The sequence below is a fragment of the Chryseobacterium sp. C3 genome (genome assembly GCF_014218905.1).
Taxonomy (GTDB): Bacteria; Bacteroidota; Bacteroidia; order Flavobacteriales; family Weeksellaceae; genus Chryseobacterium; species Chryseobacterium mucoviscidosis.
In genome coordinates, this window is record NZ_JACLCU010000006.1 from 26,388 (window position 1) to 40,557 (window position 14,170).

General features: G+C 35.0%; 8 protein-coding genes. All 8 read right to left on the minus strand.

Features of this window, described 5'->3' with window-relative positions; translation table 11 throughout:
- Window positions 1-51: 51 nt before the first annotated feature.
- The 8 genes from pckA to H6W53_RS14260 all read right to left on the minus strand — a co-directional run bounded on the left by pckA (window position 52) and on the right by H6W53_RS14260 (window position 13,787).
- Complete coding sequence (gene pckA / locus H6W53_RS14225) at window positions 52-1,671, minus strand: phosphoenolpyruvate carboxykinase (ATP) (protein WP_185207735.1); 1,620 nt, start codon at window positions 1,669-1,671, stop codon at window positions 52-54.
- 130 nt (window positions 1,672-1,801) lie between these two features.
- Window positions 1,802-2,704 carry a GYDIA family GHMP kinase gene (locus tag H6W53_RS14230; protein ID WP_185207737.1) on the minus strand — a complete coding sequence of 301 codons (903 nt, stop codon included), beginning with the start codon at window positions 2,702-2,704 and terminating at the stop codon, window positions 1,802-1,804.
- Window positions 2,705-2,718: 14 nt separating this feature from the next.
- A complete protein-coding gene (gene fabD, locus H6W53_RS14235; protein WP_185207739.1) occupies window positions 2,719-3,594 on the minus strand; it encodes an ACP S-malonyltransferase in 876 nt (291 codons plus the stop codon).
- A gap of 70 nt (window positions 3,595-3,664) precedes the next feature.
- Complete coding sequence (locus H6W53_RS14240; protein ID WP_228457804.1) at window positions 3,665-5,605, minus strand: LysM peptidoglycan-binding domain-containing protein; 1,941 nt, start codon at window positions 5,603-5,605, stop codon at window positions 3,665-3,667.
- Between the two features lie 259 nt (window positions 5,606-5,864).
- On the minus strand, window positions 5,865-7,451 hold the full coding sequence (bshC, locus tag H6W53_RS14245) for a bacillithiol biosynthesis cysteine-adding enzyme BshC (RefSeq protein WP_185207741.1): 1,587 nt from the start codon (window positions 7,449-7,451) through the stop codon (window positions 5,865-5,867).
- Between the two features lie 13 nt (window positions 7,452-7,464).
- Window positions 7,465-9,399 carry a putative porin gene (locus H6W53_RS14250; RefSeq protein WP_185207744.1) on the minus strand — a complete coding sequence of 645 codons (1,935 nt, stop codon included), beginning with the start codon at window positions 9,397-9,399 and terminating at the stop codon, window positions 7,465-7,467.
- A 98-nt stretch (window positions 9,400-9,497) separates the two neighbouring features.
- On the minus strand, window positions 9,498-10,970 hold the full coding sequence (locus H6W53_RS14255) for a RagB/SusD family nutrient uptake outer membrane protein (protein ID WP_185207746.1): 1,473 nt from the start codon (window positions 10,968-10,970) through the stop codon (window positions 9,498-9,500).
- A 15-nt stretch (window positions 10,971-10,985) separates the two neighbouring features.
- Window positions 10,986-13,787 (minus strand): SusC/RagA family TonB-linked outer membrane protein, encoded by a 2,802-nt coding sequence (locus H6W53_RS14260; protein WP_185207749.1) that lies wholly within the window; start codon window positions 13,785-13,787, stop codon window positions 10,986-10,988.
- Window positions 13,788-14,170: the final 383 nt, after the last annotated feature.

Genomic DNA, 14,170 nt, shown 5'->3' on the forward strand with positions numbered 1-14,170 from the left:
TTTCAGGAATACAAATAAAAAATCCTCATCATGCGATGAGGATTTCTATTTTTAGTTGGTTGTCTGCTCTTGTAACTGAGGACCGGAAGGAATTAATTTTTTACCTTCTTCGGTGTTGCAATACTGCTCAAAGTTCTTAATATATCTTGAAGCTAAGTCTTTTGCTTTTTCTTCCCACTCAGAAGCATCATTATACGTATTTCTAGGATCTAAGATTCCTTCTGAAACATTTGGCAATGCGGTAGGAACTTCAAGATTCATGATCGGAATTCTTGTTTTCGGAGCATTTTCGATAGATCCGTCGATGATGGCATCGATAATGGCTCTTGTATCTTTCAGAGAAATTCTTTTTCCTGTTCCGTTCCATCCTGTGTTTACCAGATATGCTTTTGCGCCGTGTTCTTTCATTTTCCCGATTAATGTTTTAGAGTACATTGTTGGGTGCAATGTTAAGAAAGCTTCCCCGAATGCAGGAGAGAAAGACGGTTCCGGAGAGGTAATTCCTCTTTCAGTTCCCGCTAATTTCGATGTATACCCGCAAAGAAAGTGGTATTGTGCCTGATCTTCATCCAGAATAGAAACCGGAGGCAATACTCCGAAAGCATCTGCTGAAAGATAAACAATCTTTTTTGCGTGTCCTGCTTTGGAAGGCAGAACAATTTTATTGATATGATAAATAGGATAAGAAACTCTTGTGTTTTCTGTGATCGATCCGTCTGTATAATCTGAAACTCCGTTGTTTACCACCACGTTTTCCAAAAGCGCATCTCTTTTAATGGCTCTGAAAATATCCGGTTCTTTTTCTTCCGAAAGATCAATTACTTTTGCGTAGCAACCTCCTTCATAGTTGAAAACTCCGTTGTTATCCCAACCGTGTTCGTCGTCTCCGATCAGATATCTTTTCGGGTCTGCAGACAAAGTTGTTTTTCCCGTTCCTGAAAGTCCGAAGAAAAGAGCTACGTCTCCTTCTTCTCCTACGTTTGCAGAACAGTGCATTGAAGCCATTCCTTTCAGCGGAAGGTAATAGTTCATCATTGCGAACATTCCTTTTTTCATTTCTCCGCCGTACCATGTTCCTCCGATAATCTGAAGTTTTTCAGTAAGGTTAAACATCACGAAGTTTTCAGAATTCAGTTCCTGTGCTTCCCAGTTTGGATTCGTTGTTTTAGAACCATTGATTACTGTAAAATCCGGCTCACCAAAGTTTTCCAGCTCATAATGAGAAGGACGGATGAACATATTGGTAACGAAATGTGCCTGCCACGCTACTTCAACGATGAACCTCACTTTTAGTCTCGTATCTGCATTGGTTCCGCAGAAAGCATCTACTACATAAATTTTCTTTGCAGCAGCAAGTTGGTTCAGCACTAAATCTTTACAAGACGCAAAAATTTCCGGAGTAGTCGGCAAGTTTACTTTCCCGTCCCAGAAAATCGTTTCTCTTGTAACATCATCCTGAACTATGTACCTGTCTTTAGGAGAACGACCTGTGAAAATTCCTGTTTTTACTGATACTGCACCAGATTCCGTAAGCTCAGCTTTCTCAAAGCCCTGATTTTCAGGAGAAACTTCAGCCTGATACAATTCTTCGTAAGACGGATTGTACACTACTTCGTAATTTCCTTTAATCCCTAATTTTTCTAAATCTTGGATGATTTTAGCGTGTTTCATTTTACTTATATTTTCTATTTCTTTTTTGGGTATAACAAAATTAAATATTAATTAATTGTTAAAGGTGGTTAAATATAATGATATAAGTCAGAATGACAAATAAAAAATAAACCTTGTAAAAAATTGAAAATCAAGCAATTATTTCAGACCATTCGAAAATTGTGTGAAAACCTTTTCCCCAAAAATAGTCCTTAAAGCCGTCAAATTTTGAGCTCATTACAAAATCTCCTCCCCAAGCTCCCAAACTTTTAACAAAAACAGGGCAATCTGGAAAAAATTTAGCCTTAACTGTAGGAATTTCAAGAAAATCTGATATTTTTTGCTCATGAATCAACATTAGCTCAGAAAAATTTTCCAATTCGTTGCATAGTAAAATATTTCTTGTAATATCCGAAAATTCATCAACCCTTTTTTGGGACTTGGTTTTAGACTTGTAAAAACTGATTCCTTCACGGCTGTCCTGTTTCTGATTTAAGTGAATAAAAATCAATTCATCTTTAAAAGAAGGATTAAAATTTATCTTTTTATATTTAATTTCAGGAACACTTTGATACAGCACTGCCGATTTCTCTTTTGCCACAGCAATATCGTATCCGCTTCCGCCCAGACTTATCTTATTTAAATAAAACGGATCGATCTCCGCCCACTCCGCAAGATTAGTCATTAAAGTAGAGCTGCTTCCTAAACCGTAATCTGCCGGAAACTGAAGGTTCGTTTTTAAATGGTAAGTAAAGTTATTTTTGAATGTAATCGTAGAAAGTGACTGAACATTTTTTAATGTCTTTAAAATAAATGCAGCACTTGCCGGAATATTGGTTTCTAAAATCTGCCAGTTCTGATAATCGATGACAGCTTTCAGCCATAATTTGTTCTGATGATAGGCTTCCCAGAAAATGAGAGATTTTTCATCGTGAATTTCTTCAAAAGAAAACTCTTGTCCCAGCTTGGTAGGTACCGCTAAGACAAGAGCTCCGTCCATTGCGAAATATTCTGAAGTAAGCATCAGCTTTCCCGGTGAAAATATCTCGCCCATGATTTTTTTATTAATTAGATTGCTGAAGCTACATCTACAGAAGAATCAATTTTTTTGATGAGTCCCTGTAATGTTTTTCCCGGTCCTACTTCCACGAAGTTATTGGCACCGTCTTTAATCATATTCTGAACAGACTGCGTCCATTTTACAGGACCTGTAAGCTGTGCAATTAGGTTTTTCTTAATTTCTTCAGGATCAGAAACTGCGGTGGTGGTAATATTCTGGTATACCGGAATGGTTGCTTTTCTGAATTTTGTTTTTTCTATTGCCGCAGCCAATCTTTCCTGCGCCGGCTGCATCAATGGAGAGTGGAATGCTCCGTTTACCGGCAACAGTAAAGCTCTTTTTGCTCCTGCTTCTTTCAGCTTTGCACAAGCTTCTTCTACAGATGCTGTTTCGCCGGAAATAACCAACTGTCCGGGACAGTTATAATTTGCGGGAACAACAACTCCGCTGATTGCTGCACAGATTTCTTCCACTTTAGCATCTTCCAGTCCTAAAATAGCTGCCATAGAACTTGGATTGGCATCACAGGCTTCCTGCATTGCTTTTGCTCTTTCGGAAACCAGCTTCAGACCGTCGTCAAAAGATAAAACTCCATTGGCAACCAATGCTGAAAATTCCCCTAAAGAATGTCCTGCAACCATTTCAGCTCCAAGACCGTTTACTGCTTTCAGGGCAGCAACCGAGTGGATAAAAATTGAAGGCTGGGTAACCTCCGTTTTTTTAAGATCTTCATCCGTTCCTCTGAACATTATCGAAAGGATATCAAACCCTAAAATTTCGTTGGCAGATTCCATCAGATCTTTGATGTCTTTTCTAGAATCGTACAATTCTTTTCCCATTCCTACGAACTGAGAACCCTGCCCTGGAAATACAAGTGCTTTCATGTATTAATTTAAAATATTATGCAAATATAATTATAATGTTAACAATATTCTTTAAAACACAATCAAATGATTATGGAACCAATCTGATAACGCGGTACCCTGTGTTTACATAGGCTCCGTTTGCTTTGGACTTTACAAACTCAAATTTTGTGGCAAGCTGAGTCTGTACCCTATTCATCTGTTTGAAGATTTCTCCTTTTTTGTTTTCTCTGGTCAGCATATCATTCACAATATCAAAACCTACGATGGCAAATTTCGGAGGTGTTTTACAGTATTTATTTTTATAAGCGGCAAGAATTTCTTTTTCAAAACTTCCTTCTGTATTGATCTTTCTGTCCATTAAATAGACAAGATTTGCCTGACTAAGATCATCTACTTTTTTCTCGAAAACCGGAGCATAATGCATACTGAAAGCTTTTACTCCCTGAACTTCTTTGGATAAAGCGATTACTCTGTTGGCGAAAGCTTCACCTGCCGTATCACTATCACTTGCTAAAATCGCGATCACCGGAGCAGACTGTCCTGTCATCATATTTTTATCAAGCTGAATATCCGCTGATGAATTTACGATGGTGATATTTGGATTTCTGAGTGTTTTCTCAAGACCGGCTTTAATGTAATTGGCATTTTCTTTTTTAGAATCTGCAACTATATAGATTTTCTGATCCGAGAACGCAGATTTCACTTCTTCTACAATTTTATCGGCATAGGTCTGATCGTTGGTTTCCACAATAATCAGGTTGCTGTAGTTGTACAATTCCGGAGAGTTGGCAAATGGTGCAACAATCGGAATTTTCTGGTTTTTCGTGAAGTCCAGAACATCTACAACGTTCGACTTGAAGAAGGGACCGATAATTAAGTCTGTATTATCCGGATTTATCTGGGTTAATGAATTTCGGAACGAAGCTTCGTTTCCGGAATCCACAATTTTTATATCTAATTTCTGTCCATTTCTGGCATTTCTTTCAATGGCGAGTTTTGCTCCAGTAAGGAAATCTAAAGCCATTGTACGGTACTGTGTTTCTCCGGTACTGTAGCCAAAAGGAAGCATCATTACAACGCTTAACGCATCACCGTTTTTCTTTACATAGGCAGGATCCAGTTTTTTAATTTTTAAAACCATTCCTGTTTTTAGTCCTTTGGAAAGTTCAGGATTCAGCGCAATCAGTTCATCTATTGTAACTCCAAATTTATTCACAATCGAGAAAACGGTATCTCCCTGCTGAACGGTATACGTTACATAATCGTCTTCCGAAGAAACCGTGTTTGATGAAGATTTTTCATTCCCTGAATCTACTTTGGTTTTCGGATTTGAATTTTCTTCAAAAATATCAGCTCCGGAATTTTTTATTCCTGCTTTTTTTATTTTAATTGTTTCCCCCGGTTTTAATCCTTTTTCTTCCAATCCGGGATTAAGGGCAAACAATTCTTCTTTTGTAATATTGAACTGTCTTGAAATTCTGTAATAATTGTCTTTCTGTTGTACAATATATTCGTCTTCCGAAGCTTTTATAGTGTGAGTTTCGGCAACAGTTTCAACAGTTTTTTCTACCGGAGAAGTATGTACGGCAATACTCTGTTCTCCGCCATATTTTTTAATGCTTTCAAGAGGCAGGGTAACTTCATCTCCGATCTTCATGTGAGCATCCAATTCAGGATTCAGTTTTCTGAGGTCTGTTTCGGATATTCTGTATTGTTTTGTGATTCCGTAGATGGTTTGTTTTGGCTGAAGAATAATTTTTCCAAGCTGAGAATTATTTACAGGCTTTGAAGCAGCAGGTGTTTTTGATGAAGCAGGAGCTGCTTTATCATTTTTTACTGTAAGAACATCTCCAAGTGCCAATTTACCGTCCTTCACTTTAGGATTTAGTTTTAGCAATTCTTCTACAGTAAGTCCGTATTTTTTAGCAATGTTATAAGGAGTATCTCCTTTTACAACGGTGTGCGATTTCTGGGCAGACATACCCAAAACCATACATAAACTGGATAGAATAAAAAACCTCTTTATCATATTCGGTGATTATAAATGCAAAAATACTTCTTTAAAATTAAATGGCAATAATTATTGGTTTTGAAAAGACTTTCTGTTAACATTCAGAGTGTTACTTTGGGATAGAATTGAATTTCTTCGTTATGCTCCGAATAATAGATCTTTCGGTTTAAGAATTATTATCCTAAGAATTTCAGAACATCTTTTTTGTAGACGAAAGAGAAGAATTTTTCTGCATCATTTCATTTATTTTTAAAACGCAATAATAGATTCTTTATTCTTAATAAGCAATAATTATAAATTCTGATTTTTCTATTTCTATTTTTTCTAAACAAAAATCTAACCACTGATATCCATGATCTGCAAAAAATACGCTAAAATTATAAACTCTTTCCTGCCAATTCTTAGAAGGATTTACATCTAAAAACAGATTTTCCAGTCTTTCCAGCAATTCGCTTTTTTTAATCTTTTCTGCATGAAGAAGACGTTTTTTCATTCTTTTGAAGGATTTCAACTGTCTTACTTCTTCGGCTTTCACCATATTTCCGAAAGATTTTTCGGTGGTTTCGGCGATATTTTTAAGTTCGGCAAACTGACTGATGAGTGTATTTTCCTTTTGTTCCAACATTTCCAAAATGGAATTATCTTCCAGCATTTTATTGTTGATAACCGTCGTAAAGTTCTGGAAGAAATCTTCTACTTTCAGATTCAGTTTTTCTATTTTCCCCAATGTTTTTTCTTTTAAAAACAGTATAGAATTTCGGGGAATCAGGATCGGAAAAGGAACATTTATGTTTGAAAAGTAATCTTTGAGTTCCAGCCAATACATGATTTCTGCATTTCCTCCAATGTAAGCAAGGTTAGGAAGAATGGTTTCCTGATAAACTGGACGCATCAGAGCATTCGGGCTAAATTTTTCCGGAGAATTTTCAAGTTCATTTAAAATTTCTTCTTTGGTGAACTGAATATTTTTATCTACCACAAAGTATTTCTGACCGTCAAAATCTATTCTGTCTCTCGTGTCCGAAAGGTAGAATAAATTAATTTCTCGCGGATTTACCTGAACTTTCCCATATTTTCCGGTTAAGAAATCCACTTTTTCTTTTGAATTTTTATATAAGCTGAAATTCAGCAGTTCATCTTTGAAGGTTTCTTTGATCTGATTTTTAAGAGCTTTGGAATCACCATCCAAAATCAGTAAGCCAAAATCTGAAAACAGTCTGTTGACTAAGATCTGGATTGCCTGAGTTAATGTATGTCCGGTTTTATAAGCTTCTTTCAGCATTAAAATCAGTTCCGTCCCAAAAACATAGTCTTTGAATTCTCTTTCAAATTCAGATATGAAAAATGTATCGTTAATTTCTATTCTTCCAACCGGACCGCCTGATTTTTCGTTGATTTCGTAGAAATTGTTCTCGGTTTTAAAATGATTGATTTCCGCAAAGTCATGATCTTCGGAAGCCATCCAGTATACAGGAACAAAATTAAATTCAGGAAAATTTTCTTTTAAATAAGTACAGGTTTTAATGGTCTGTAAAATCTTGTATACAAAAAATACAGGTCCTGAAAAGAGATTTAACTGATGACCGGTTGTAATGGTGAAGGTATTGGAAAGTCTTAAATGATCTATATTTTCGTTCTGTTTAGAAGAAAGTTCAAGATGGGCAAGCTGCCTTTCTAAATTACCGGCTAAAATATTTCTCTGATCCGCCGTGAAAGAATTCTGTTTCTGCGCGATCTGTTTTTTAAAATGGTCTAAAGAAAATGTTTTTTCTTCAAATCCCTCAATTTCATGATTTAAAAAATCTTTGATTAACTGAGGAATGCTTTGGATATCCTGAAAAGATATTTTTTTTATAGTTTTCAACTTGATATATATTTTAGTTGAACAAATACCATACGATTCCCAGATTCAGCCTAAAATCGTAGACCGGATAACTTGGAAATGCATATGCTTTGTTGTTAGAAAGGAAAGTTCCGACCTGTTGTCCTTCAATAAAAAAGAACATTTTTTTAACTTTCAGATTGAAATAAACATCGGCAATCGGCTGTCCTCCGATAGAAAATGAATTGGAACCCGGCAAAATATATTCGTTAAGAATAGGGAAAAATTCCCGTGATGCAAATTTCGAAAAATAATACACTTTAATTCCGGTCTGAATTTCCGCCGCATTTTTAAAGGCTTTGGATTGGAAGAAGAAATTGGCACGACCTATAAAACTTGGTAACGGAAGCAAATCTTTATTGGTTAAAACATTCTGAAAGTGCAGTCTTGTATTTAAATGAAATTTACCGTAGCTAAAAGTCGCATCACCTCCGATCTGCGAAATATTAACGGGACTTCCGCTTTGCTGAGGCATGGCAATAGCATCAAAGTATGTATAATTATCTATTCTGAAATAGTTCGCGAACAATTCTGTTTTGAACCACTTTAAGCCAACACTTCCTCCGATTTCTGAAATGGTCTGGTTCTGGGCGTTCTGAAAATAATAGTTGTAATTATTATACACGGAAGTATTCAACAGATAATTGAAGGACGGATAAGCGCTTTGAAAGTTTACTTTTGCATTCACAAAGTAATCTTTTACCGGCTCAAATTTCAGATTGTTGGTTGTTTTTAAATAAGTTCCAAACTGACTTCCGTTAGAAAATTCCAAAAATGAATTTAACTGGATTTTATCAAAAAGTTTAATCTGTAGGTTTCCGACTGCCCCGATTCGGCTTTCTTTAATTTCTGTAGGAATCACTAAAATCGGAAGGGTAATTTCATTGGAGCCAAATTTCAGCATCTGGTAACGAAGACCGGCATCAAGTTTAAATTTCTCATTGTCCCAAACCAGACTTACCGTATTGCTGAAGTTATCTGAATATTTTTTTGAAGTAAGCGGAGCTCCTGTCACCAGTTCGTCCGAAGCGTCGTACCAGTAAGTTTCAGCGGCACTTTGGGCATAGTAGTATTTGTTTCCCTGATGAGAAATGGTATGTCTTATTTTAAAAGGAATTTTTTCTGATTTAAAAGGGGCAAACTGATGGGTTAAATAATATCTTCTATAGGAGTACTGGGAACTTGAAGAGGTAAGATTCACCTGCATATTCTGCCTGTTTCTTGAATTGCTGTCGCCGTTTTGAAATAAACTGTCGACTGCAATTCCACCATTTTCCTGATTGTTCACATTCTGATGGAGATAATGTGCAAACAATTCATAATTTCCGCTTTTTGAGACATAATGTCCTGTAAACAAAGTATTGTTATTGGATGCCAATGAATTTCTGTACATTCCCTGAGAACGCAATCCGCTGTATTCCAAAGAAAAATTAAATCTTTTCCCAATGTTTTGCGTGTAAGAAGATCGTAAAGCCGCTCCGTTTTTCATTGCATTATGATAAATGAAGGTTGCGGTCGGCGTTTTTACGTCATAGTAATTGATGTCATTAACGCCTAAAATCCAATATGATTTGTTGGTTGGTAATAGTGCTAAATTTTGTTCGGCATTCACTTCGTACGTAAGCGGATTAAATCCTGCACCTATGTTTGCGACCTGCGCTCTTCCAAAGTTATCTTTATTGTTATACTGAGAAAAAATATACGTTTTATCGAAAGTCATTACGGTATCAAAGACTTTCTTTTCAGAAAACTGCTTCTGATAGAGATAATCATTAATAGTCGGTTTAAATATTTTTAAAGAGTCTTTTTTCCCGGAATCGATAACGAGCGTGTCTTTATCTTTGGGAAGTTTATTGAAGTCTGTTTTGTTGACGACCTGAGCTTGAGCTGCCACGCTCAGGAAAAATATGATGGAAAATAGGTATTTCATTTATTTTTATTGTAAAGCAAAAATAAGAAATAATAGGGAATAAAAAACCCCGCTTGAATTGCGGGGTTGATAAAAAATATTCAATTTAGTTTTTGAAATTAGTAACCAGGGTTTTGCTGGAAAGATGGAGTAACATTAATAGTTGATTGTGGAATCGGCCATTGCCATCTTGTATCTGCTGGCTGAATTGTTTGAACAACTGAAGCAGTACCGGTACCATCGACATTTGGTCCTTCACCAGTCCTCTGCATAGGAAGCCCCAATCTTTTGAAGGTATAGTATCTGTCATTTTCAAATGCAAGTTCAAGTCTTCTTTGAAGCATTATTTCATTAAATAAAGCTGTTCCAGTTAAAGTTGCAGGAGTGTACGGACTATATCTCTGTGCTTTCAAATTGTTAAGCAAGGAATTAGCAAGAGTCTCATTTCCTAATCTATATGCAGCTTCTGCAACATTTAAATATACCTCTGCAGTTCTTAAATATTTAACTTCTACAACATTTAGAGGAGTAGCTCCACCAGTATTAAATGCCCATTTAATAACATGGTTTCTTTGAACTCCTTGATATGCACTAGTTCTAATATAAGCTGTCTTTCTGATATCAGTTGATGTATATAAATCATTTAAAGATTTTGGAACAACGTATTCAGATCTAACACTTCCACCTGTAGAAGTCGCTCCCTGCTGATAAGCTACACCAACGGTTACGTTTTCCTGTGTAGAATTCAAGACTTTAAAAAGAACCCCATCAACATTGTTTGAAGCCCAAATATTCGTAAAAGTTGATCTGGTTCCAACACTAGATGATAATGAAATACTTTGATTTCCAGCAGAAACAGCATTATTATAATCTCCTTTGTATAAATAAACTCTTGACAAAAGGCCATAAATTGCAGCTTTAGAAAACTTTGACTTATCAGACGGCGAGTCAGTTATATTATTAGCAGCAAAATTTAAGTCACTAATAATATTATCATAAACCTGAGCAACAGTTAGATTTCTAATGGTTGAGTTTTCAAGAGGGTTAAATTCTGTGATGTAAGGAATTCCCAATGAAGCATTAGCATCTGCAGATTGAGTAGGTATCTTACAATAAGCCCTAACCAAATCGAAGTGCGCTGCTGCTCTGATCGCTCTGGCGTTTGCTTCAATATTATTTCTAAAAGCACCCGCCGGAAGATTATTAATATAATATAGTGGCATATTTGCTCTTGAAATAACAAAATAAGCCTGAGTAAATAACCCAGTAACAGAGCCATTATTTGCTGAGAAACTCCAGTTATAAGCAGTAAAGTTTGACCCTCTACCTTGAGGGTTGTAAATTAAATTATCAGTTGTTAAATCAGGAACGATAATCTGGTTTCCAGTATCTACTGAAAAATATCCACTCCCCTTAATTGCTGAATAGGCACCGTTAATAGCCTGAGTGAAGTTGGCCTGACTACTTCCATCCATAGCTTTATCCAATGGAATCTGGCTAAATGATGTTTGATCTAATTCTCTTTCACATGAAGATAAAACACCTAGTGTGAAAACACTTAATATTGCTATTTTAATTAATTTATTTTTCATAATCTTTAACCAATTTTAAAATTGTAATTCAACACCGAAAGTTACAGTTTTTTGAGTAGGATAAGTGTATAATGTATACGATCCCGGAACATCAGTATTACCTTCACCCGAACCTATGGCAACCTCAGGATCTCCTTGGAATTTAGTCCATAGAACAAGATTTTGAGCCTGTGCGTAAACTCTAATTGAGTTTAAAGGAATTTTCTCTCCTAAGAAATTTTTATCAAAAGTATATCCTACATTTAAACTTCTAAATCTAATATAATCTGTTTTCTGCAAGAAATAATCTGTCATCCAAATACCATCTGGATTAGGTGCAGGAAGAACATTTGTATCTCCAGGATTTCTCCAATAATTTACAGCATCTACAGATTTGTTAGTGTTAAATTGTGATGGGTCTAATCTATTTAGAGCCTCATTATTTACAGCATAGCCACCAAATTTATAGGTGAAATCAGCAACAATACTGAAATTCTTGTATGAGAATGTAGCTCCAAATCCCCCAAAAAATTTAGGATAAGGCGACTTATCTTTAATATCCTGAATATCTGCCGTTGAATAAAAATTTGTCACCCTTCCTTCTGGCAAATCATAGAATGTCTCTCCCGCATTAGCAGTAGTTCTATTTGTAAAATATAAAGCTTCTCCATTATTAGGATTTACACCTGCATATCTTACCATTCTGAAATAATAAGGCATCTCTCCAACCTCCAGTTTATTATTGTTTCCAATATTCCTAGATGTTTCACCTTCTCTCAAAGCTAAGATTTTATTTTTGATATTAGAATAATTTCCTCTCAGCTGAATATTCCAATCTTGCTTTCTGATAATATCAGCAGAAAGATCAACTTCAATACCTTTATTTTCTAACTCTCCAGCATTTGAATAAGCTGTATAACTCCCTTGAACAGTAGCATTAGGAATTAGCTGTAAGAAATCGCTTCGCTTGTTAATAAAGTATTCAACTGATCCTCTAAATCTATCAAAATAATTAAAATCTAAACCAACGTTTGTGATTTTAACCTTCTCCCATTCCAATTGTCTACTTCCAATAGTTGTTGGAACAACCGTAGTTGCACTCGGCCCGTATAATCCAAATCCTACATAAGGTTGGTTTACATAGTCAGGAATAGCAGCATCATTACCCGCAATACCATAAGAACCTCTTAACTTTAACGCTCTTAAGTTTGGAATATCAATAAATGATTCTTTTGCGATGTTCCAAGCAGCACTTGCACTCCAAAATACGCCATATTGGTTATCCAAACCAAATCTCGAACTACCATCTCTTCTAATTGATCCACTTACCAAATATCTAGAATCATAATTGTAATCAGCTAATAACGCTAAGGCTGTTCTTCTGGTCTGTGTTCTTCCACCCGCAGTAGCAAATGGAGTAACCATATTACTTAAAATATCTAATCCCGGTGTTCTGTAATTTCTTCCAGTAGCAGTCATCGTATTAGTATCCTCTGTACTATATTCAAAAAATGCTGTTGCACTAACTTTATGTAAGCCAAACTTTTTATCAAAGTCTAGCCTTTGATTGGCTGTAAGATAGTATAAATCGTTATTTGACTGACTAACCTGACCATTTAATCCAAGAATAACATCAAGATATGAACCCGGTTCCAAAATAGATTTACCTTTTAGTTGCGCAAAAGTATTGAAAAGAGATGATCTGAATTTTAACCAATTGGTGAATTTATATTCTCCAAAAATATTAGCATTTATTCTAAGATTGCTATTATTTGATCTATTTCTCTGTAATGCCTCTAATACAGGGAAACCTGCACTTGTTGGATTATATGAACCATCCGGTAAAAATACAGCCTCATAAGGGTTTGCAGAATACATAAATCTAAATGGATTCTGAGCATTATTTAAATCTCTCTGATTTTGGGTCTGTTGATATTGTAAAGATGTATTGATTCCAATTCTTATTTTATCATTTAATTGGTTTTCAAAATTAAATCTTGCACTATATCTTTTTAAAGCATTTAGATATTGAATAATACCTGAATTACTATCATATCCTAAAGAATAGTAAAATAAACTTTTGTCGGTACCTCCATTTGCAGTAAAAAAATATGATTCTTCTGTAGAGTTTTTCAAAACATCTTTTTGCCAGTCGTGATTTTGAGCTGTTAATGTAGCAACCTCAGCATCTGTCCATGGAGTATTACCCACAAGAGGAGCTATTGCATTTTCATAAGCTAATTTCTGCCCAGCATCCATCATTTGGAAATTCATCTCCTTATCTGAAACCTTCCAAGAAGTTCCAAATCTAGACTCAAAGCTGTAGTTAGTTTTTCCTTTAGCTCCTCTTTTAGTTGTAACAACAATAACCCCCGCAGAAGCTCTTGATCCATATTGCGCAGTTGCAGCAGCATCTTTCAGAATTACTTGAGATTCTACATCACTTGGATTTAAAGCATTTAATTGAGCGAAAGTTGAATATTGACCATCAATAACAACTAAAGCACCAGTGTTAGAGAAGTTAGAAAAACCTCTAATTGTAATAGAGCCTGAACTACCAGGCTGTCCGCTAAGGGTTTGAGCAAAAACTCCAGGCGCTTTACCTTGCAACATATTTGTTAAAGATAAAGTATTTGACTGTTGTTTTAGCTCTTCACTACCAATAACAGACTGTGCTTGAGTAATCTCATCAGCTTTTTTTGTACGATAACCAGTCACTACTACTTCTTCAATATTTTTTTCTTTTGGAAGTGTATCTGATTTTGTTTTTTGTGCATAAGCAGTTTGGCCTAAAAAAAATAGTACTCCTGCACTTAAGACACGTAATTTCACATTCATATTAACAAATTTTAATATTTAAGAAAAACAAAAATGTTAATAAATTTTAACATTAACAACTTTTTAATGTTAAAAATTTAAAAAAAATAAAATCATTTATGTTAACCTTCATAGTTATTTCATTTTAAAAAATAAAAAAAACAAATAACAACTAAATAAACTAAAAAAAATATCACAAAATTATAAAAATCATTAAAAATAATTTAAACTACTTAAAGTTATTTAAATTCAATACAAATTTAAATCACAAATAAAGTAAATAAGTAAATATTCACAATCTCAATATATTATAGATTTTTTTATAATTCCTAAATCTTTTTCTTTTAAAAATTGATAATTGACTATAACGCATTAGGAAATTAGAGTCTGTTTAAATTTTGTTC

Excerpts from the sequence above, each read along its gene's own strand:
- H6W53_RS14250 (WP_185207744.1), bottom strand. The coding sequence starts at position 9,399 with ATGAAATACCTATTTTCCATCATATTTTTCCTGAGCGTGGCAGCTCAA.
- H6W53_RS14260 (WP_185207749.1), bottom strand. The coding sequence starts at position 13,787 with ATGAATGTGAAATTACGTGTCTTAAGTGCAGGAGTACTATTTTTTTTA.
- pckA (WP_185207735.1), bottom strand. The coding sequence starts at position 1,671 with ATGAAACACGCTAAAATCATCCAAGATTTAGAAAAATTAGGGATTAAA.
- H6W53_RS14230 (WP_185207737.1), bottom strand. The coding sequence starts at position 2,704 with ATGGGCGAGATATTTTCACCGGGAAAGCTGATGCTTACTTCAGAATAT.
- H6W53_RS14240 (WP_228457804.1), bottom strand. The coding sequence starts at position 5,605 with ATGATAAAGAGGTTTTTTATTCTATCCAGTTTATGTATGGTTTTGGGT.
- H6W53_RS14255 (WP_185207746.1), bottom strand. The coding sequence starts at position 10,970 with ATGAAAAATAAATTAATTAAAATAGCAATATTAAGTGTTTTCACACTA.
- fabD (WP_185207739.1), bottom strand. The coding sequence starts at position 3,594 with ATGAAAGCACTTGTATTTCCAGGGCAGGGTTCTCAGTTCGTAGGAATG.